This window comes from Adlercreutzia equolifaciens DSM 19450, from assembly GCF_000478885.1.
Classification (GTDB): domain Bacteria; phylum Actinomycetota; class Coriobacteriia; order Coriobacteriales; family Eggerthellaceae; genus Adlercreutzia; species Adlercreutzia equolifaciens.
The window spans coordinates 2,635,918-2,657,312 of sequence record NC_022567.1; the positions used below are offsets into that span (position 1 = coordinate 2,635,918).

Genomic DNA, 21,395 nt, shown 5'->3' on the forward strand with positions numbered 1-21,395 from the left:
GTGGGCCGTGGGCACGGAATCGGAATACGAGCGCTACGAAGAGCCTTATTCCTACGAGGTTCGCGACCGGCGCGTGCGCGGAGCCCGAGGACTGCAGGCCGTCGACGGCCTCACCACCAGCGCCGTCTTCGACGATGCGGCCGAGCGCTACGTGGCCGGCGACATCGGCGCCCGCCAGCTGAGCGACATCGTGGACGACTACTACGACCAGAAGGTCGAGCGCGGCATCAACCGTTACTCCCAGGAGGCCGACCTCGTCAGCGCCCGCATCTGCGACGCTCTGGACTCCAACGGGTTCACCTTCTCCCCCGCCACCCTGCGCGCCATCCACGGGCGCCTCTTCCGCGGCCTCATGGAACAGCCCTTCTACGAGCAGCACTACCGCGACTACAACATCTCGAAGCGCGAGTTCGTCCTCGCACGGGAATCGGTGGCCTACGGGGACTATGCCTCCCTCGAGGCCGATTTGGAAACCGCCTTCTCGGAGTTCAGCCCCGCTCCCGCGCAGGGAGGCGACTACACCGCCTACATCGCCTCGGTGGCCGACTTCATCGCGCGCATCTGGCAGATTCACCCCTTCGCCGAGGGGAATACGCGCACCGTCGCCGTGTTCCTCCAACAGCTGCTGCACTTCCACGGGTTTCCCCAAGACTGCAGCGAGGCCTTCGACCGCTCGTCTCTGCAGTTCCGCAACGCGCTCGTGCGGGCCAACTACCGCAACATCCCGCTCGAGGTCGAACCCGATCCGACGTTCTTGCGCGAGTTCATAGGCTGCCTTATCGCCGGCCGCCCCTTCCCCTACCGCAACCGCGACATGGCCGCCGCCGAGCTGTTCCGTTCTAAAGGACTCATCCCACCGCAAGAGGAGAGCCCCCGCCGACTTGGGTAAACTCGGGAAAGGGATGATGGAGTACCAGATTATCGGATGCTCCACTGCAAGATTATCAGCTTTATGACTGCCAGATTATCAGCGCATTTTTCGGGAAGACGTTCTTACACCTTTTTACACCAATTTGCACCGTTTTACACTCTTTTACACTCTTTTATACCATCTTGCACTGCTCCATAGCAGAGCGGTATTTCGTGCAGGATCCGACAAGATAAGTTGCTCCCTCACGAAAGCATTGGAGAGCTAGGTGATGTTGGGGACTCGGAAGCTTCGGGGAAGGTAGCCACATAGGTGCCACCGAAACCGGCGATGCCAAAGGAGCAAAAAGGTCGTACCGATCGCAAAAGAGCCGCCCGGGAGGTGGGCGGCTCGTAAAAGGAGCGGGCGCAGGGAGGGAAGCGCCCGCGCGGGATTGTTCGGGGGTTGGCAAACCGAGGATCCGCAGGCCTTCGCAGATCGAAGAGCCCCCGGAACCTCGCGGCCTTCTAACGACTAGGAGGTGGCCGATTGCGGAAGACCCTCCGACTCTTCGCCGTCTTCCAACTGCTGGCATACCGCCAGCGCTTCGGCGTAGTCGGCCTGGTAGGCCTGCACCTCGGCAGACAAAGCGGCGAGCGATTCCGCCGGCAGCAGAGCCGCACGGGCCTCTTCCACTGTGTCGAAGGGACTCGCCTCCAACGCTCGGGCCAGGGCGCGCTCGGCGTTTTGCGCCGGCCCCACCTTCAGGCCGCGCTGGGTGCCAGCGGCCATCAGCGCGAGGCGCAAGTCGCCCAGGTGCGCCGCCTTCTCGGCAGCATCTCCCCCGGCGGCCTCCGATCGGGCCAGAGCCGCTTCGGCCTCACACACGCGGGCGTCGGCCCGGGCTACCTCAGCCTCGGCCCGGGCAAGCTCGGCCGCCCGATAGGCCGCTGCCTTCGCCAGGCCGTCCACCTCGGCGGCAGAGCGGGCGCGCGCCAAAGCCGCGCCCTTCTCTTCCATCGCCGGCAGCTGGGCGTACAGGCGCTCTAGCCGCCCGAACGCCTGCTCCGCGTCAACCGCTTCCACGACTTCCGCAGCTTCCACAGCTTCCGCAGCTTCCACCGACATCGCCACCGCCCCCGGAGCGGCCGCCGCAACAGCGACTGCCCCGAATTTCGCAGCTTCCGCAGCCACTAGATCTCCTGGTACACGCCGGCCAGCTGCTCGCCGAGGCACTTGCCCTGCACGAGGCAGCGCCCGTGGCTGTTACCCTGGATGTTGATCGGGTAGTCCACGGCGTAGATGTCGCCGGCGCAGTTGCCGATGGCGTACAGCCCGGGGATGGGCTCGTCGTTCTCGTTCAGCACCTCGAAGTTGTCCGAGATGTGGATGCCACCACACACGGCGAGCAGGCCCGGCGCCACCATGCATGCGGTGAAGGGGCCCTCTTCCACGGGGAACAGGAAGTGGTTCTCCTTGTAGAAGTCCTTGTCTTCGCCTTCCTTGCACAGCTTGTTGTAGCGCTCTACGGTCGCCTTCAGCTCTGCCGGATCCACCTCGATCAGCTCGGCCAGCTCCTCCAGGGTGTCGGCGCGCTTGTAGTAGTCCGGGGTCTCGGCGATGCCGTTCTCGACGGTCTTAGTATGGCCGTCCACGGCCACCTGGTAGTCGGAGCCGTAGGGGCGGAAGGTGTCCCAGAACATGCCGCCGCCGTGCTCCAGCGAGCTCTTCAGATCGTTCTGCCAGTTGGCGTCGAAGATGGACCAGGCGTGATCGGAACCGCCGTTGTACATCACGCCGAGGCACTTGCCCTGCACCCAGGTGGCCTCGTTCATGAAGCGCTTGCCGTCGGGGTTCACGAACAGGAAGGGCCCGTGGAACACGGCCGCAGCCTGGGGATGCATCATGGTCGGCCAGGGGCCTTCCTGGAAGGCGCCGCCGGCCCACGCCGCCATGTTGTGGCCATCGCCCACGTTGCCCTGGTCGGAGCACAGGCGGGTGAACACGCGGTTGGCCACCGGCGCGAACGCATCGATGTACTCGTCGTTGTAGCTGATGTCGCCCGTGGCCAAAACGACGCCCTTGGAAGCGTTGTACTGCACGTACTCGCCGGACTTGTTCTGGCAGATGGCGCCGGTCACCTTCCCGGACTCGTCCTGCACCAGCTGCACGGCGGGCATCTCGTAGACGAACTCGGCGCCGGCCTTCAGCGCCTCGGCCTCGAACATGTACTCGACGAAGTCGGCCATGGTGTGCTCTTCGAAGATGGGGCCGCCGGACATGAAGTGGTAGCAGGCGATCTCCGGGTGCACCGTGGAGTTGGAGCCCACGGTGACCATGCAGTTGGCGCCGTTGGCCTCGGCCATGTCGAGGAACCAGTTCATGCAGCGCTCGGACTCGCGGAACCACTTGCCCACGAGCGACTCGCGGCAGCGGTTGCCGCAGGTGGAGACCCAGCGCTCCATTTCCAGGGATTTGTCGAACTTCAGGCCCAGGTCGTCCAGGGCGCGCGAGGCGATAGAGCCCGTGCCGCCCACGCCGTGGCCGTTGAGCACGGCGTCCTTCTCTACGAGGATGGTCTTGGCGCCGTTCTGGGCCGCGGACAGCGCGCAGCAGCTGCCGGAGTAGCCCCCGCCGATGACGAGCACCTCGGTGTCGACGGTCTGGGAGATCTGGTCGGCCGCGATGGGCTCGGGCTTCACTTCCCAGGTGTGCTTGGCAGCCTCGCCCGTCTCGGCCAGGCCGGCCTCAGCCTTGGTGGCCTCGGTCTGCGGCGCGCATCCGGCCAGACCGAGCGCGGCCACGCCGGCGGCGCTGAAGGCAGCGCCCTTGAGTAAGTTGCGACGAGAAATTCCAGTCATGTTTTCCCTCCATAGTCTCGGTGACTGAACGGTTCTGAGCTTTCCGCGAAAGCCGCCCGGGCCCTTCGCCCAAGCCGTCCGCGGGAAGTTGGAACCAACGGCCCCGGCCCTCTCATTGGCGGAACGCGAGAAGCACTATGCCCCCTTCTGCCGTTCCGCGTAAGCCACTAAATTGGGTAAATTCACAGCAACGGGAACCCGAAACGTGGCGCGGCATCACGCTTTTGAGGGGGACATATTTTGGGTTGTTTTTGAGAAACCCCAGTTCACAGCCGATCGTCACCGCAAACTTGTTGGGCGCTCCACCTCTCGCCACCGGTTGCGGCTGCTAAAATGCAGCGGGGAGGAAGGATGCCACATGCAACGCGCCAAAAGGCTTTTGGAAGGTCTGCGAATACACCACCTCGGTTTCGGCTTTTTCTGGACCGTCACCTTCATTGTGCTCGCAGGGTTCCAGGGCGCGGGCGCCATCGCCGACTATTGGCAAACGTATATCCTCACCGAACAAGCACTCATGCCCTTGGCTGTAGGAGCCCTCGGCGTCCTGTGCGCTTTCCGCCATCGCGAGCTGCCCCACTGGACAGCCTCGGCAGCGAGCTTCATGCTCAGCGAAGCCGCGCTTCTCTACTTCCTCGCATTCCATTTCGGCCAAGGCGACGGCGTGATCGCAGCTGCGGCAGGCATTCTCATGGGCGGCTCCTGCGCCTTGTTCTTCCTGCTTTGGGAAATGTTCTACGTAACCGAAGGCCAGCAGCGCGCTCTCATCTGCATTCCCCTTTCGGCGGCCATGTCGGTGGGCCTCTACTTGCTCATTTGCCTCCTGCCCTCAATCGCTGTGGCTCTGACCGCCGTCTGCGTGCTGCCATTTCTGGCGCTTCTTTGCCTTCAGAAGAGCCTCGCCGAGATTGAGGCCGACGTCACGGCGCCCCTCACGCGCCCTGCCCTAAGACGCGCCGTGGGCGACCTATGGCGGCCCGTGCTCTGCGTCAGTATCCTCGGGTTTTCGTGGAAGCTCATCGCTGGCATCGACCCGGCCCAAAGCTCCGGCGGCGCCGCGGTGCTCGTCGGTTTCGCGGCGGCGGCCCTTTTGGTGGTGGCCCTCGAGCTGTTTCTCTCGAAGGGCTTCGACATCCTGCATATCTGCCAGGTGCTCTTCCCCGCGCGAGATCGAGGTGGCCGAGCTGCTCATGAAGGGCCACACCGTATCGGCCATCGCCGGCAAGCTGTTCATCTCGGAAAACACCACCCGCGGTCACGCCAAAAGCATCTACAAGAAACTCGGCATCCATTCCCGCCAAGAGCTAGTCGACCTGGACGACCAGCTCACCCGGGCGTAACGCATGAAATGCTCTGATCAAGAAGACTCGGACGGTAACTGAATTCTAGCTCGTTCCGCAAGCGACGCATCAAGCCAAGCCCATCGGCGAAACCGCTCGAATCGTCGCCGCTCGCACTGCGGAAAAGGCTTGGCTAACCTGCGCGGCCGTCGTAGGCGTATCCACCTGACCCTACTCGGGCAGCTTGCAGACGTCGATCCAGGTGCTGCCGGGGGTGTACGCAGCCAGCTCGTCGGGGGTGAGGGCGATGGCGCTGTTGGAGCTGCCACAGGCCGGGTACACCACGTCAAAGCGGCGCAGCGATTCGTCGAGGTACACGTCGCAGCCCTCATTCACCGCGAAGGGGCACACGCCGCCCACCGCGTGACCGATACGCTCCTCGGCCTCTTCAGCGGGAAGCATACGGGGCTTGGTTCCGAACTGGGCTTTGAACTTCGGATTCGCGATGCGAGCATCGCCCGCGCACACCACGAGCGCCACCCGGTCGCCCACGGCGAAGGACAGCGTCTTGGCAATACGCGCCGGTTCGCAGCCCACCGCCTGGGCCGCCAGCTCCACGGTTGCGCTGGATGCGGGGAATTCCATAACGTCCCCCTCGCGCCCGAATTCCGCAAAGTATGCCTTCACCTTGTCGATCGCCATCTCGCTTACCGCCTTTCCACACCATCTTCGACGTTGTGGAATAATAGCACGGCACACATCTCCGGGAAGCCCTGAGGAGGACTCATGATCTCGTTCGAGAACGACTATTCCACCGGCGCCCATCCGCGCATTCTGGAGGCACTGGCGGCGACGAACCTGGAGCCGACGCCGGGCTATGGCGGCGATCGCTTCTGCGAAAGCGCGGTGGCCCATATTCGTGCGGCCTGCGATGATGAGACCGCCGACGTGTTCTTCCTCACGGGAGGCACCCAGACCAACGCCGTGGTCATTTCGGCGCTGCTGGCCGGGCACGAGGGCGTGATTGCTGCCGATACGGGGCACATCGCCGTTCATGAAGCAGGCGCCATTGAAGCCACGGGCCACAAGGTGCTCACCGTGCCCGAATGCGACGGCAAGCTGCGCGCCGCCGACGTGAAAGCTTACCTGGAGGCCTTCTACGCCGATGCCAGCTACACTCACATGGTGTTCCCGGGCATGGTGTTCATCGCGCATCCCTCCGAGCTGGGCACGCTGTACTCCCTGGCCGAATTGGAAGAGCTCTCGGCACTCTGTCGCCGCTACCAGATTCCTCTGTACCTGGACGGCGCACGCCTCGCCTATGGCCTGGCCGCTCCCGGCACCGACGTCACCCTGGCCGACATCGCGCGCCTCACCGACGCCTTCTACATCGGCGGCACTAAGTGCGGAGCCCTCTGCGGCGAGGCGGTCGTGTTCCCGCGCGGCGGCATGCCCCGCCACTTCCTTACCCACGCCAAGCAGCACGGTGCCCTGCTGGCGAAGGGGCGTCTGCTCGGCGTGCAGTTCGACACGCTGTTCACCGACGACCTGTACGGCGAAGTGGGACGCACAGCCGCCGCGGCCGCCGACGAGCTGCGCCGCATCCTGCGCGAGGCCGGCTGCACCTTCTTCCGCGAAAGCCCCACCAACCAGCAGTTTGTCGTCTTGGAAAACGCCCGGGCCGAGGCGCTGGCCGAGCGCATCCGCTTCAGCACCTGGGAAAAGCTCGGGGACGGCCGCACCGTCATCCGCCTCGTCACCAGCTGGTCCACCACCCCCGACGACCTCGCGGCCCTGGAAGCGGCCCTGCACGAGGTGATGCAGTAGCTCACGACGCCTCTGCTTGCCGCCTCGATGCTCTCGCCGTCTCCACTTCGTGCACCCATGGCAAGCCCGCAGCCCGCTTAAGATCAGGCGGCCGGCGCATTCGAAGCATTCTTCACGAATCAGTTTCGAGTTGCGCTGGGCGAGGGTGCGCCGTCTCGATCCGTGGCATCATAGTCGCGCATTGTTCATCGGGCCGCCAAGACGCTTCGTGCGGCCAGTGCGAGAATAGAGGAACTCATGGACAAGTACATCTGCGACATATGCGGCTACATCTACGACCCAGCTGTGGGCGATCCCGACGGCGGCATCGCTGCGGGAACTGCCTTCGAGGACATCCCTGAAGACTGGGTTTGCCCCGTATGCGGCGTTGGCAAGGACGACTTCTCGCTGTACACGGAATAGCGCCGCACTTCCACCCCTGTCAAGCGCAAAACCTCGCGACCGTTAAACGACTCAGCCATTGGAGCGCCGATCACCCAAGCATCTCAGCTGATCGGCGCTCCTTGCATTCAAGCGCCTTGCTTTCTGGCAAGTTTTCCAAAGTTTGCGACACGTTCGTGGCAAAGCAGGCTTCAGAAACTCTTTTCCAAAGGCAAATCCTGGTGTTTTGCCCTTTTTGCGCCTACTCTATGGGTTCGCAATGTCGAAACCCCCGAAAAACTTGCCTAAAACGTGCCCTCAAAATAACGCAGCTCTCTACACTTTGTTGCACCATCGTGATAAGATGCTGTCATCGATAACGAGCCAGTGCGAATCCTGCCAGCGCAGCCCATGATCGGAAGCCGTGCCCGACCTTCCGCATACCAGATTCGCAAGATCCTCTTCGCCCCGGGTGCAAGAGGAGTGTGCCATGACCCAGAAAAGCCTTTCTTCGGAAACCTGCCTCGGGTATCTTTCCGCTCTCCAAGTCCACGCTTTCTGCAGACGCCGCGGAATCACCCTCGCCACAACACGCCACCGCCGCTTTCCGTCAAAGGCAGCCAGTCGCGATCAGGCAAACGACCTCACCATCCGCACGTGCGACCCGTACTTGCCTGCCGGCATTCCAATGCCGCTCCACTGCGTTTCGTCAAGCACGTCAACTCCAAGATCCGCTGAATTCCGCAAGCCTCACCTCTGCAGACTCCCCCTTTCGGGAAACGCCCTGCAGCGCTGGAACGAGAGCATTCTTCTCTCCAGCCCCTCACTTGCTTTTATCCAAGAAGCCTCCCTGCGTTCTTTCGTGGACACCCTTGTTCTCGGATTCGAGCTATGTGGCACATACCAGCAGAAGACCCTGGCAACGTCGACCGTATATGGCACACAACCGCTTACGAGCGTGCGTAAAATTCGTGGGTTCCTCGAGCGCAATTCCCGTCTTTTTGGCGCCCAGCGAGCACGTGCCGCAGCTTCATATCTCGTCGACGGCTCCGCTTCTCCCCGCGAAACTCAAGCCGCGCTTCTCCTAGGACTACCCGCATTCTACGGAGGATACGGGCTCGGCATGCCCTCCATGAACTACGAAATTTCCTGCACCCCCGAAGCCACCGCAATCTCCGGACGGCGAACCCTTCGGTGCGATCTTTTCTGGCCCGAGGCCTCTATCGCCGTCGAATACCAGAGCCGGGAGTTCCACTCGGGCGACCTATGCCGCATTCGCGATTCGCGACGGACGAACGCCCTGCAAGCTATGGGCATCGCCGTCGTCGGACTGACCAACAACGAACTCGAAAGCGTTGAGGCCACGGATGTCATCGCGGAGACTGTCCGCAAAGCGCAAGGCGTCCGATTTCGCACGGCAGTCGGGAATTACCATGCCCGCAAGCTGAGATTGCGCCGACAGCTAGGGCTCCCCCTTTACCCCTATGAGACCTTTGCGCCTAGACCATACGAAGAATAGAGCGTCTGTGGGAAGAATATCGCAAGAATGCCGGCGATCCAGTTTCCGGAACAGCGCCGCCAGGCAGCCCAACGGGGCACCGCCAGCCAACACCAACGCAGTCGGGAAGGGTCGCCGCCGACCATCACCGCCGGCACCAGCGCAACGGGAGACGCCGGCGTCAATCCAGCCGACCAGCTTCCGAAGAGGCCCATCGGAAGGCATCGCCGCCTACCGCCCGAGATAGTCACCAGCGCATTAGCCCACGCTGCCATACCTGCTCATCGATACTTGCTGCAGCCCGAAAAATGGCAAGTTTTTTGAGGATTTCGACCTTATAGCTGGCCGTATTCCCTTGAAAAACCGAAGCTCGCTCCGGGAAGAGCCTAATGCTATCGTTTATCGACAGTTTACTAGGATAGCTTGATCTGCCATCGCCTTGTAACGTCGAAACCCTCGGAAAACTTGCCATAAAGAGAAGACCAAAATTGCACGCGGCCCCTCCAGAGCTTCGGGCGCAGCTCGCCAAACGGATGCGGCCAGCCGAGCGGGTGAGGCTCGCCAAGGAAGTGAGGCTCGCTAGGCGGATGCGGCCGAGCGGGTGAGGCTCGCTAGGCACATGCGACCAGCCGAGCGGGTGAGGCTCGCCAAGGGGGTGCAGCTCGCTAAACGGATGCGACTCGCTAGGCGGGCGCGACCAGCCGAGCGGGTGCGACTCGCTAAGCGGATGCGACCAGCCGAGCGGACGTCGGCAGGATAGCAAAGCGCCCAGGCAGCAAAAGGCGGGGCGGCCGCGCAATCTCGCGCGAACGCCCCGCCTTTGAGGTTTCCGGACAAGCAGCTTGCCTCTGATTGCGCGATTGGCAATCCCCTACCCGAGGTTGATCTGGCGATGCAGGACGCGGGTCAGCACCAGGTAGTAGGCGATGCCGATGAGGATGAACACCACGCCCGTCACCAGGGCCACGGTGCCCACGGACATCAGAATCGCGAAGCACACCAGCGCGCCGAGCGCCGGGAACACCAGGTGCATGAACACGGCCTTTGCGCCCGAACGCTGCTTCAGCTGGAACCAGCAGAACACGATGACCGACACGTTCAGCATCACATAGGTGGACAGCGCGCCGAAGTTCGAGATCTTCACCACGGTGTTCATGTCGATGCCGCTGAAATGGAAGAGCAGCGTCAGCACCACGGACAGGGCGATGATGAAGATGACGGCGTTCAACGGCGAGTTCGTGCGCTTGTTCATCTTGGCCATGAACTTCGGCAGGCAGCCGCCATTGGCCATGGTGAACATGACGAAGGCGATGGAGTTCTGCTGCGCGATAGCGGTGAACACGCCCTGGGCCAGCGCCACGCCCACGGCGCACACGATCATGAGCCAGGGACCGGCGGCCATCTTGGCCACGGCGTAGAACGCGTTGTCAGTGTTGCCGGCAAAGGCCGCGCCCGACGGATCGATGCACGTGGCGATGAAGCACTGCAGCGCGTACAGCACGCACAGCACGATGGCCATGACCATCATGGCGCGCGACGGCCCGTGCTTGGGATCCTTCGCCTCTTGGGTCAGCGTGGCGATGGCGCCGAAGCCCACGTAGGACATCACGGCCAGCGACACAGCGGACATGGTGCCGCCGAACTCGAACTTGGCGGGGTTGAACAGGTTGGTCGGCGAGAAATTCGCGCTCTCGGGATGCTGCACGACGAACATCACGCCGCACACGACGAACAGCGCGAGAATCGCCAGCTGGGCTACCAGCGCCACCTTGTTCACCACCATGGCGGTCTTCATGCCGATAAGCGACACGATGGCCACAATAATGAGGAACCCGAAGCACAGAGCCAGAATCGGCACATCCGGCAGCATACTGTGGATGGCGATAGCGGCGATGAGGTACACCATGGCCGGGCTTACCAAGTACTGCAACAGCATCAGCCAGCCGGCGATGAAGCCGGGCAGCTTACCGAACACGTGGCTCACATAGGTGAAGATAGAGCCCGAAGACGGGAAATGCTGAATCATGATGCCGAAGGAGAACACCGAGAACAGCACGGCCACGAACCCGATGAGGAACGCGAGCGTGGGCATGCCGCCGGAGTCGGCGAACACGCCGCCGTAAACGGCCATGGGCGAGATAGGCACCATGGTGATGAGGCCCCATACCACCATGTCCTTCACGGTAAGGGTCGCCTTGAAGTCGTCGCCGGCGTTCTGCTGGGTGGCCACGGTCGGCTTCGTCACTTTCTTCCCGTTGTTTTCCGGCATGGAGAGGCGAGCGGTCGTGGCGTCATCGGAGACGCCCTTCGCCGCACCGGACGCGGCCGTGGCTACGGCTACGGGAGCCTTCGGCGGCGCGCCCGCGTTTGTCTTTCCGTTTGCACTCATTGAGAACACCTCTTTTACCCTCGAGGGGGCCGCGCCGCCCGCACATCCTGCGGCGCGACCCCCTTCCGAACTACTTACTTAGAAGACCCCTTGGCAGCACCGGCGCCGTCGGCACCTGCCGCACCGGCAGCGCCGTCGGCAGCATCGCCGCCCTTGGTCGCGCCCGCATCCGCGGCGGAACCAGCGGCCTTCTCAGGCGCAGCCGCCGCCTCAGCGCCAGCCTCGCGCGCAGCCTTGCGCGCCTGGTCGGCCGCGGCCTTGGCCTCCTTCACCTCGCGGCGAGCGGACGCCAAATCGCTGTCGGCTTCCACCTGCTGCTCGAGCGCCTCGGCAGCCACCGCCTCGGCATGGGCCTTGTCCTGCGAGGACTTCTCGGCCGCCAGGGCTGCCGCTTCGGCAGCAGCCGCTCGCTTGGCGTCGGCCACCGGGTCGCGCGGCACCGGTTCGGCAGCCACCTCATCAGCAGGCGCCGCCGGCACTTTCGCATCAAGCCGCACGGGTTCGGTGCCTTCCACGGGAACCGTCTGAGTCGCCTTCTTCAGACCCACCGTGGCCGACGTGCCGATACCGGCCTTCTCCGAAATCATCGCCGGCTGGCTTAGGGGGATGGCACCCAGCGCGCCGATGGACGTACCGCTGGTCTTCACCGGGTGGTTCATGGCCGCAGGATCGTCGCCGGCCTCAATAGCCGGAGAGGACGGATGATGCTTGCCCGGCACGTACTCGTCGGGAAGCACGATCTGCTCGTTGGGGTTCCACAGCTTCTTGATGGGCATGCCCATGGGGTTCTGGCCCTCGCTCATCAGCTCGGACGGCACGTTGGACAGAACCTTCTGGGGCTTCTTCAAACCCTCGATCTGCCAGGTGAACGGCGCGAACACATTGTTCGGGTCGGCCCAATGATGGCGCTTGGAGGCCTGGTACACGCCGAAGCAAATGGCGAAGGTAACAACGATGATGGCCACGATAACCACCACGTAGGTCACCGGACTGCCCACTTCCTCGGCTACCTGGGCCGGCGGGATAATGGCCAGCACGATGCCGAACAGGCAGGCCAGAAGACCAAGGCCGGCCACAAGCCACGCGCCCACGTTACCGCCGGGCACCTTGAACAGACGCGGACGGTTCGGCTGGTCGTGACGCAGCTTCAAGAACGAGACGAACATCAACACGTAGTACATCATGTAGAGGATGGTGATGGCCTGGGTGATGAGCACGACGAAGCCCTCGATGTTCGGAATGAGGAAGCAAAGGAAGGCAATGAGGGTCATGAACGTCATCTGCAGGTACATAAGGCGGCTCGGCATGCCGTGCTTGTTGGAGTTCTGCAGCACCTTCGGCAAAAAGCCGGAGCGACCGGCCTGGCCGAGCATGAACGAGGGGCCGGCCATGTTGGTGACGAGCGACGCCATGGAAGCGCCGAGGCCGACCCACACGAAGGCCACGTAAATCCACGGGCAGTTGAACGTGGCGCCGAGGATCTTATAGGTCTGGTACAGGCCGTAGACCAAGTTCATGTCGGATTTCGGCGTGACGATGGCGATGCACACGGTACCAGCGATGAAGATGATCAGCGTCAGGATCATGGCGATGAAGATGGACAGCGGGAATTCCTTCTGCGGCTTCTTCAGCTGCTTGATGTGGGCAGCGTTCATATCGATGCCCGCGAAGCTGAAGAACACACCGGCGGCCAGGGCCAGGTTGGTGAGGCTGAAGCCGTCAGCGAAGGGATTGAACGCCTCCGGCGTGGGAGTCACGTTGGACACGTTGCCCTGGGCGAGCCACACCACCGTGAAAATGACGATGAACGCCAGCGGGATGAACGTGCCGATGATGACACCATACTTGGTCAGGCGGGCGAAGGCCTTCACGCCCTTGGTGGACAGGAAGGTCAGGCCCCAGTAGTAGGCCAGCCACGCCAGAATGATGAAGAACTGGTTCTCCGGATGGTTCATGAACTGCACGGCCCAGTCCCAATCAGGCGTGTAGAAGCCGATGGTGGCCGATGCCGACGCAACGCCCATACCGAAGTTGATGGAGGTCTGGAACCACAGGATGAGCAGGCACGTAAATGCCAGTCCGGGGCCCATAGCCTCGCCGACCCAGCGGAAGATGCCGCCGCGCTGGCCCCAGCCGGAAGCCAGCTCGGCCGCCACCAAACCGGTGGGCAGGAAAAACACCAGAGCGCCGATGATGAAGAGCGTGACGGAGGACAGCCCGTAATAAGCCTGCTGGACGTCGTTGGCGACGCTGCCGATGATGGTCACGTTCATCATGACCAGAGCCATCAGGCTGATATAGGTTCCACTGCTGGCCTTCGCTGCGCCCTTCGCCGGCGCTTTGGCCGCATGAGTTGTAGTTTGGGAGCTCATAGTTACCCCTCACGAAAGGGCCCGGCGGGGCGGGCTTTCCTTCCCGGGACGTCATTCCCGGAAAAGGCACCCCGCCGGACAGCGGATAGTTGCCGCGCGCGACTTGCACAAGCCGCCCGCAAGGGCCGACCTTGGGGCATCCCGTGCGGAACCCCTGCGGCCGGCGCCCGATTGCCGCTTAGGCGGAAACCGGGTTGAAGGTGTTCCAGAACGGCCACACGATGGGATCGGAGTCCAGCGCCTTCTGCATCTCGGGGCTCAGGCGATCCTTGCGGATGGCCACCTCGTAGACGAAGTTGTCGAACCACTCGTCGCTGCAGACGAAGTAGCCGTTGTTGCCAGTCTTCATGCCGTGGTTCTCGGTGCCCCAGGAGTTCTCGATCTTCCACTTCGTGGGCTTGCCGTCCTTGATATCGACGCCGGCGATGGTCATGGCGTGGGTCGGCAGGCTCTCGTGGGTGGCGAAGCGCTCGGCCTTGTTCATGGTGAACTTCACGCCGAACATGGCCTCAAGGTCGTACAGATCGAAGTCCATGACGCCGGCATTGCGATCGCAGTGCTGCAGCACATCGGAGCCGAACCAGACAGGCTCGCCGTCCTTCAGCGAGTCGATGACGTAACCCTTCAGCTCCTCCATCGGCACGTTCAGGTACAGATTGCGACGCTCGGGGATCTGATCGGAATCCTGGATGGCGTACATGCGGCCGTAGGGCTTGTCGTCGCCGGGCACGTTGATGACGCCGATGTAGTCGTCCAAGTTGATGGGCACGTACTTCTTCAGGAACTCCAACGGGGTGATGCCGAGGTCAGCATGGTAGTGGCCCTTGGCATCGTTGTAGGTGAAGTCGAACTTCTGCACCGGCTCACCGAAGCACACGGCCAGCACGCGGTACACCTCGTTGAGCATTTCCTCCTGGACGGCCTTCGTGTCCTTGTCCTCCTGGGCCATGGTGCGCAGCTTCAGGGCGTCCTGGCGCAGCAGGTGCGAGAGCACCGTGTTCAGCTCGGCGGTGTTGTTGGTGCAGTGGGTCTCGGCCTGGGCCTCGTGCGGCACAACGCCGTACTTCTTCACCAGGGCGCATACCATATCCCAATCGCCGCCGTCGGCCATGGGCGTCGTGAACAGCCAGTCGACCTCGCGGTCATCCAGCGGCTTGTCAGCCGTGGCCACCGCGTGCTCGAGGAACCAAGCAGCGCGCTCAAGCTTGTTGAAGAACGCCAGGTAGGCCTGGGACAACTCGAAGGTGCCCTTCGGCAGATCCAGCTCCTTCTCAATGTGGAAGCGCAGCACGTTTAAGCAGGCGAACATCCAGCAGCGGCCCGACATCTTCTGGTTGGCCACGGCCTGGTCGTCCACGTCGATGGAAAACGCGAAGTTCTTGGGGCTCATGCGCTTGAGCACCTCCACGCTTTCCGCCGACTCCAGAATGCCGTTCTTGGTCACCGCACGCTGGGCCACGTGCTGGGTTTCGGCCTTCTTGTAGGATTCGGCCATCTTCGCGATTTGTTCCTTTGAGATTTCCATAATCTATGCTCCTTATCCTCGATTGGTTAGCGATGATCTATATGGAAGGAACGCGGCGCCGTGGAAAAGCGCCGGTTCGAATTCCCTTTAGTTGAAGAGCGTCCAAGGCTGAGTCGGGCGATCTTCCAGGTAGCCGTCCATCCACTTCCACAGCGGGTGCTGGTCCATGAAGTCGCGGGCGTTGAACTCCACGCCGTCGGCGCGGCCGTAGCGGCCCCACATCTTCAGGTGCTTCACGTCGTCGGGGCCAGCGGCCTTGGCGTCGCAGGAGCCGGCCGGGTAGAACGGGATGTTCCACACGGCATCGGGGTCGTCGGCGTAGTACTGCGGATCCACGTCGTAGTGGGCACAGATGTCGCGGCTCGACGGGCAGTTGTAGCCGAGATACACGTCGTAGGTGTCGGCGAGCATCTTCTTCACGACTTCCAGGTCGATCTTGCCGTAGTACTGATCGATGAGTTCCATCCAGCGCTGGCGACGGGCACCGGTCTGCTGGCGCGGGTCGTTGAAGCCGTTGTCCTTGCACTCCAGGTTGCGGATGCGCGGATCGAACACGGCGTTGCAGCCGAAGTACGCGCCGTCGAAGGTGCGCTCGAGGCTCGTGAATTCCAAGCCCTGCTCGAAGCGGGCGATCTCGCCGGTATTGTGATCGGCGATGAGCCAGGCGTTGGCGTAGCCGCCGTTGTTGCCTTTGTTCAGGCGCTCGACGAACTCGTCGATGGTGGCCGCGTACTGCACGGCGTCGCGGATGCGCACCCACTCGGGCATGCCCGCATCGTCGTAGCGGTCGAAGCCGGCGAGCGTGGTCTCGGTGATGTTCAGGCCCGCGGCGGTCACGTAGAAGTCGGTCATGGACGACAGCATGCACGGCGCCGAGGCTTGCATGATGAAGGCGTAGCCGTCATCGGGCTCCACGCGTTTGCAAACGTTGAAGTACTGGCCGCTCCAGAACTCGTCGAAGCTCTCGTGGCCCAGGTAGGGCTTGCCGTCCACCGTGGCTGAGCCAGTGGCCACGATGGCGGAGCAGTGCTCCTTGCGGTGGGTCTTCATGAGCGGGCGGCTCATGACCTTGCCGGCGTTTTGCGGCCACCAGTAGCCGGTGATCTCCATCCAGTCGTTCCAGGCGATCATGTCGTCGGTGGTGGTGGGAATGCCCGCCGCCGTCAGGCCCTCGGCCATGCCGCGCAGCTCTTCGAGCCAGCGGGTGGGAATCTTGTCGCGGTGCAACTTCAGCGCCTGCTCGGCGAACCACTCGTAGGTCATGCCGAAGGTTTCCAGGGTCATGAACTTGTACACGCGCAGGGCGTCTTGGTACTCGTCGGCCAGAAGGTAGCCCTCCTGGAAGCCGCACTCGTAGGGGGTGCCCTTCACCTTGATATGCTGCCAGCCGTTGATCTTCTGCAGCTGAGCGTGATCGATAATTGATTGCTGCTCTTGAGTGACCATTGTCGTCTTCCTTTCCAGGTGCGCCGGGGCAGTCGGGCGTGCGGAGCCGTTCTTTTCGAGCCGCCCCGCGAGCGAGCTTCAACGCACGAACTCGCGGATTCGTGATATATCCTGCGCTCTTGCTCGGCGTTTTGGTGACGGGGGCGGTTTTCGTTGCTGCGCCGTTATAGATTAGTTTTCCGCTGATTTTCTAAGTTCTAGCTGGGTGTTTCCCGAGGCCGTCAGCAGGGACGACTTCTCGCTGTACGAGGGGTAAGCTCCGCTTCGCAACTTGCTCCTTGCAAGAATGAATGTACAAGGCAACTCCTTGCAAGAGCGTGTGCACTGGGGTAGCTCCGCGAGAATACGCGTTCCTTCCTCGGCCTTAAGCCACAAAAGAACGGTTTTGCCGTGACAACCGTTCATTTGTGGCTACCTTCTTCCCGAATTTATCGCTTTTCATTATAGTAATAGCCGCAAAATCGCCCTTTTTACGTAAAGGACGTGATTTTGCGGCTAGCTTTTTAAGCTGTTGCTGCACCATTTTCCTCTTGCTCTTTTTTGTGCAGTTGATAGACTGAGCAGTGGCTGGCACTGGAATCCCGACCCACGCAATTCCAAGGGGGAGCCATGTCCCATGCAGCATCGCAGACGCACGCCACAGCGACTCAAACAACGCCGCACCGTCTGCTGTACTTCTTCGTTGCCTTCGTCCTGCTCATGTTCTTCGGGCTCATCTATGCCTGGTCGCTGTTCGTCGATCCGCTGGAGGCGGAATTCGGCTGGGATCGCTCGGCCACCTCAGTGGTGTTCACGCTCTCCATCATCACCTTCTGCGCCGGCATGCTCGTAGCGGGCGCGCTGGAAGAGCGCACGTCCCCGCGCACGGTCATGCTCATCACCGCCGCCTGCCTGGGATTGGGGCTTATCGCTTCGGCCTTCACCGAATCGCTGCCCTTCATTTACGCCACCTACGGCGTGTTGGTGGGAGCCGGCGTGGGCCTTGGCACCGACGTGGTCATGTCCGTCACGCTGAAATGGTTCCCCGATAAGCAAGGCCTGGCTTCTGGCGCCATGCTCATGGGCTTCGGCGGCGGCACCATGCTGCTGTCCCCCGTTGTCACTACGATGCTGGGCGCGCTCGGATGGCGCATGACCTTCGGCGCACTGGGGGCCGTTTTCGTCGTGCTGGTGGGGGCCGGCGCCTTCATCATGAAGCTGCCGACGCCGGAGTACGTGAAACCCCTGCTTGAGAAGGCGCGGCAGAACGCCACCGTGGCAGCCGTCGACATGACCGGCTCCCAAATGGTGCGCACGCCGACGTTCTGGGTGTTCATGGTGTATTTGATGCTCGTCACCTGCGGTGGTCTGGCGCTCATCAGCCAAGCAGTGCCGGCGGCCATGGAGTTGCTCATGGGCGCAGGCGCGGGAGCGGGAGCGAGCGGCGCGGCGGCTGGCGCGGGCGCCAGCGCCGTGCTATCCGAAGCCGAGGCGCTTATGCTGGCTACCGCGGCCATGGGCAGCGTGTCGGCCATGAACGGGCTCGGGCGCCTCATCAACGGATTCATCTGGGACAAGTTCGGCTATCGCGTGTGCCTCACTTGGATCGCCGTGGCCTTCGCCGCGGGCATGCTCTGCTGCGCCTTCGCCATGATGGGCGGCAACTTCCCGCTGCTCGTCGCCGGATTCATGTTGCTCGGCCTCATGTACGGTGGGAATATGTGCTCGATGTCGGCCATGGTGGGCACGTTTTTCGGCCCGAAGTACTACGGCATCAACTACGCCATCGCCACCTGCCAGATGATCCCGGCCGCCATCGTAGGTCCGCAGATTCTCGCCCTCTCGCAAATGGGATCGGGCAGCTACCTCGGCGCCTTCTGGGTCTTCTTCGGCGTGGCCATCGCGGCCCTGGCGGTTTCCTTCTTCATCAAGCCCCCGAAGGCCGCGTAGCGCGGCGAGCGCTTCCAAACCTGCATCGGCCGTGCGGCCAAATCCATAGGTAGATGAAGTACTCGGAAAATCTTTCCGTACTCGTTGGAGAAACCTGCCCAGCGCGCTGCCGACCCAGCTCCAACGGTGACAAAATGAGGGAGCTTCGTGCACGAAAATCGACTTATATAGACTTTTGAAACAGCGGGGAGCACATTTTGAGGCTTATATAGCGTTCTTTCTCCCTTTCCGCATCCCCGAATGTCTATATAAGTCGATTTTTGTGCACGAGAAGGCCTTGTTTTGTCACGGAAACGGCGGAGACCGTGGAAACGAAAGAGACGTGGAACAAAATAAGGCGCACCGGGGCTGCTAGCCCGGCGCGCCTTTGAGCGGCTACGTGTTTGGCGACGACGCGTTTTCAAAATCACGAGACCACGCAGTTTGCAGGCCGCGAAGCTGCGCACGCGCGAAATCGTGGGCTACGAAGTTGTGTGCGCAAAATGCCAGGTCCCCGAGACTCACCAGCTTGCGAGCTGACAAGCTCTGCAGAGAGCATCTTATCGATCCTTGTTCGAGCACAGCAGCAGGATGCCGGCCACCAGCGAGCAGAAGATGAGGGTGCATACGTCGAAGGCGACGGTGTTGGCCTTGGTGCCCTTGTAGATGCCCCAGGAGATGACCGACATGGGGATCATCCATGCCAGCGGGATGATGAGCCAGCACGAGCCCACCAGCGACAGGATGCAGAAGATAAACGCCACCAGGCGCAGATTGCGGTCGGCGTCGGTCATGGGATAGAGGGCCGCAGGCGCCGCCGGAGCCACGGGCTGGGCGTACACTTGCTGATAAGCCGGCTGCGGCTGCTCGTAGGTAGCCTGATAGGGCTGCTGGTAGGTTTGCTGGGCCTGATAGGGGTCATAGCCCTGGCCGGCGCCGTAGGGTTGCTGCGCCTGGTAGGGGTCGTAAGCCTGCTGAGCGGTTGGGTCGGTGTCGTAGGACTGCGCGGCCTGCCCCTGGCCCTGCGCGTTGTCGAAAGCCTGGGCCGGATCGGGCGCAGCGGGCGGCTCGGGCATGGTGCTGAAGGGATTCTGCTGGTCAGTCATGGGAGATACCTCCTGTTTCGAAATGTCATGCTGCCAGTATAGCCCCTTCTCCGCCCCCCACGCCTTACGAATCGACTTTCATTGTTGTAAGAGAAACGAGAGCCCGCGTGTCGGCGGGCTCTCGAGGGGAGGGTGTGGGTATGGAAACGTCGCTACAAGCTCGCTACGTGCTTGCCGGCGAGATAGCCGCCGGTGATGGCGCGGCCGATGGAAAGCCCCAGCACGTCCATCGGGTAGTCGACGCCGCCGTAGAAGCAGCCGGACACGTTGCCCACGGCGAACAGGCCGTCGATGGGCGTGTGCTCGTCAGCTTTCAGCACTTGGTTGTCGGCGTTAATGAGCAGGCCGCCGATGATGGCCGAAAGTCCCATACCGAACTCGTGGGGCACCACGATGAACGGCGGGGTGTCGATGGCGCGCATGAACGTGGAGTTCTTGCCGAAGTCGTCATCGGAGCCCTTGGCGCAAAGCTCGTTGTAGCGATCCACCGTTTTCTGCACGGCTGCGGCGTCCAACTCGTAGGCGCCCGATTCCGTATCGGCGGCCATGGCGGCGCAGGCCTCCTCGATGGTGTTGCCCTCGTAGAACCACTTGCAGTTCGAGGCGTCGATCTCCGGGTCGATGGCCTTCCACTCCGCAATCTGGTCCTGCCACTTCGCGTCCACGATGGTGTACAGGTTGCCCGCCTTGGCGTCGCCGCCGGCCTCGTGGATGTACTCGCGCACATAGTTGTTCAGGTAGCCCTGCATGGGGCCCTCGCACATAAAGCGCTCGCCCTTGGCGTTCACCAGCAGATGCGGCGTATCCACACGGCCCACGCGGGCGTCATGGATCATCTTGGTGTGCGTCGTCGGCTCAATCTCGCCGCCGGCCCACACACCCATCTTGTGGCCGTCGCCGGTGCGGTTCATCTGGCAGGGCGGGAACTCCTTGATGTCGGGGCAGTAGTAAGCCACCATCTCCGGGTCGCACTGGTAGTCGCCCGTAGCCAGAATGACGCCCTTGCTAGCGTTGAACAGCACATTCTTGCCGTCCTCCTCGCACACCACGCCGGTCACGCGGCCGGACTCGTCGGTAACGAGCTGCTGGGCCGGGCAGCTGAAGAAGAACTCCACCCCCGCGCTTTCGGCAATGGGGGCGATGGCTTTCACCACCTCGTCGTGGCCGATGCGGAAGTAGGTGTTGGCGTGCAGGTACACGTCGTAGCCGTTGATGTGCAGCACGCGGTCGGCCTGGGGCTCATCGGAATTCACCTCGATGCCGCCGGCGGACGCGGCCTCGCGGAACCAGGACAGCGCCTCGAAGGAGTTGTCGGCCCAGGCTTCCAGAAGAGCGCGGTTGCTGCGGTGGTCGGCCAACTTGATGAGATAGCTGATAAGGGCTTGCTTGCCTGCTTCGCTCGTCTGGTTCAAATCGACGCCAGCGGCCATGTTGCCCTGGGAGGAAGGCGTGGCCTCGCGCTGCACACAGGCAATCTTGGCACCAGCTTCAGCGGCCGACATGGCGGCAGCCATGCCCGAGACGCCGGCGCCCACGACGACGACCTCAAAGTCGCGCGTCTCATCGAACTCCGTAATGGGTTCAGGCGCGATGAGGAAGCTGGGCGTACCGTCGGCAGCGCGCGTCGCGCCCGAGCCGTTATCGGCCATAGACGCGCTCTTCGGCTGAGGCGCGCACCCGGCCAGCGAAGCTCCGGCAGCGACGGCTGTAGCGAGCCCGCCGAGCTTGAACAGACTACGCCGGCTGAGCGAGCCGGCGGTGGAACTGGCGACATGCATGTTGGCGATCTTGTTCATGGGAACCCTCCTATGTGTTCTCTTTTCCCTTCCGCCGGCCCCGAGCGTTCCTTGCGACTTCGCGGCGCCGAACGGCTTTGCTGGCTCTCACTATGCCTGCTCGAGCTCCACCGCACATCTACCGCGCAGCACTTTCGCTGTTTATCTTTGTAAACAGGTGGCATAAACACCCTGTTTTCCTGG

Annotated in this window: 16 protein-coding genes; 6 read left to right on the forward strand and 10 right to left on the reverse strand. The window is 62.5% G+C overall.

Annotated features, from left to right (window positions below):
* Positions 1 to 7: 7 nt before the first annotated feature.
* Positions 8 to 889 (forward strand): Fic family protein, encoded by an 882-nt coding sequence (locus AEQU_RS10700; protein WP_022741407.1) that lies wholly within the window; start codon positions 8 to 10, stop codon positions 887 to 889.
* Positions 890 to 1,381: 492 nt separating this feature from the next.
* Here the strand turns inward: AEQU_RS10700 and AEQU_RS10705 are convergent, their stop codons facing one another.
* Positions 1,382 to 2,041, reverse strand: coding sequence for a hypothetical protein (locus AEQU_RS10705; RefSeq protein WP_022741410.1), 660 nt, complete (start codon positions 2,039 to 2,041; stop codon positions 1,382 to 1,384).
* Positions 2,041 to 3,708, reverse strand: coding sequence for an FAD-dependent oxidoreductase (locus tag AEQU_RS10710; protein WP_022741414.1), 1,668 nt, complete (start codon positions 3,706 to 3,708; stop codon positions 2,041 to 2,043). Before AEQU_RS10710 ends, AEQU_RS10705 begins: the two co-directional genes overlap by 1 nt.
* A 205-nt stretch (positions 3,709 to 3,913) precedes the next feature.
* Here AEQU_RS10710 and AEQU_RS13165 point away from each other — a divergent pair, with 205 nt between their 5' ends.
* On the forward strand, positions 3,914 to 5,062 hold the full coding sequence (locus AEQU_RS13165; protein WP_425304132.1) for a hypothetical protein: 1,149 nt from the start codon (positions 3,914 to 3,916) through the stop codon (positions 5,060 to 5,062).
* A 154-nt stretch (positions 5,063 to 5,216) separates the two neighbouring features.
* Here AEQU_RS13165 and AEQU_RS10720 read toward each other — a convergent pair whose 3' ends face one another.
* Positions 5,217 to 5,687 (reverse strand): YbaK/EbsC family protein, encoded by a 471-nt coding sequence (locus tag AEQU_RS10720; RefSeq protein ID WP_022741420.1) that lies wholly within the window; start codon positions 5,685 to 5,687, stop codon positions 5,217 to 5,219.
* A gap of 84 nt (positions 5,688 to 5,771) precedes the next feature.
* On the opposite strand from AEQU_RS10720, the gene AEQU_RS10725 reads away from it, so the two are divergent.
* The 3 genes from AEQU_RS10725 (at position 5,772) to AEQU_RS12975 (ending at position 8,691) form a co-directional block, all read left to right on the forward strand.
* Positions 5,772 to 6,812 (forward strand): threonine aldolase family protein, encoded by a 1,041-nt coding sequence (locus tag AEQU_RS10725; RefSeq protein WP_022741424.1) that lies wholly within the window; start codon positions 5,772 to 5,774, stop codon positions 6,810 to 6,812.
* Between the two features lie 237 nt (positions 6,813 to 7,049).
* Positions 7,050 to 7,214 carry a rubredoxin gene (rd, locus tag AEQU_RS12160; RefSeq protein WP_022741427.1) on the forward strand — a complete coding sequence of 55 codons (165 nt, stop codon included), beginning with the start codon at positions 7,050 to 7,052 and terminating at the stop codon, positions 7,212 to 7,214.
* A 448-nt stretch (positions 7,215 to 7,662) separates the two neighbouring features.
* A complete protein-coding gene (locus tag AEQU_RS12975; RefSeq protein ID WP_244874824.1) occupies positions 7,663 to 8,691 on the forward strand; it encodes a DUF559 domain-containing protein in 1,029 nt (342 codons plus the stop codon).
* Positions 8,692 to 9,541: 850 nt separating this feature from the next.
* Here AEQU_RS12975 and AEQU_RS10735 read toward each other — a convergent pair.
* The 5 genes from AEQU_RS10735 to AEQU_RS12650 all read right to left on the reverse strand — a co-directional run bounded on the left by AEQU_RS10735 (position 9,542) and on the right by AEQU_RS12650 (position 16,925).
* Entirely contained in the window at positions 9,542 to 11,059 is a 1,518-nt protein-coding gene (locus AEQU_RS10735) for an APC family permease (protein ID WP_022741433.1), read from the reverse strand.
* A gap of 74 nt (positions 11,060 to 11,133) precedes the next feature.
* Complete coding sequence (locus tag AEQU_RS10740; RefSeq protein WP_022741436.1) at positions 11,134 to 13,431, reverse strand: APC family permease; 2,298 nt, start codon at positions 13,429 to 13,431, stop codon at positions 11,134 to 11,136.
* 178 nt (positions 13,432 to 13,609) lie between these two features.
* Complete coding sequence (locus AEQU_RS10745) at positions 13,610 to 14,956, reverse strand: C1 family peptidase (RefSeq protein ID WP_022741440.1); 1,347 nt, start codon at positions 14,954 to 14,956, stop codon at positions 13,610 to 13,612.
* 87 nt (positions 14,957 to 15,043) lie between these two features.
* Positions 15,044 to 16,402: a C45 family autoproteolytic acyltransferase/hydrolase gene (locus tag AEQU_RS10750; protein ID WP_022741444.1), complete on the reverse strand. Its 1,359-nt coding sequence runs from the start codon at positions 16,400 to 16,402 to the stop codon at positions 15,044 to 15,046.
* A gap of 364 nt (positions 16,403 to 16,766) precedes the next feature.
* A complete protein-coding gene (locus tag AEQU_RS12650; RefSeq protein ID WP_158318413.1) occupies positions 16,767 to 16,925 on the reverse strand; it encodes a hypothetical protein in 159 nt (52 codons plus the stop codon).
* Positions 16,926 to 17,011: 86 nt separating this feature from the next.
* Between AEQU_RS12650 and AEQU_RS10755 the strand changes: the two genes are divergently transcribed.
* Positions 17,012 to 18,331 carry an MFS transporter gene (locus tag AEQU_RS10755; protein ID WP_022741448.1) on the forward strand — a complete coding sequence of 440 codons (1,320 nt, stop codon included), beginning with the start codon at positions 17,012 to 17,014 and terminating at the stop codon, positions 18,329 to 18,331.
* Between the two features lie 539 nt (positions 18,332 to 18,870).
* Here AEQU_RS10755 and AEQU_RS12780 read toward each other — a convergent pair.
* Complete coding sequence (locus AEQU_RS12780; RefSeq protein ID WP_022741450.1) at positions 18,871 to 19,416, reverse strand: hypothetical protein; 546 nt, start codon at positions 19,414 to 19,416, stop codon at positions 18,871 to 18,873.
* A 152-nt stretch (positions 19,417 to 19,568) separates the two neighbouring features.
* Positions 19,569 to 21,212: an FAD-dependent oxidoreductase gene (locus AEQU_RS10765; protein WP_022741453.1), complete on the reverse strand. Its 1,644-nt coding sequence runs from the start codon at positions 21,210 to 21,212 to the stop codon at positions 19,569 to 19,571.
* Positions 21,213 to 21,395 lie beyond the last annotated feature (183 nt).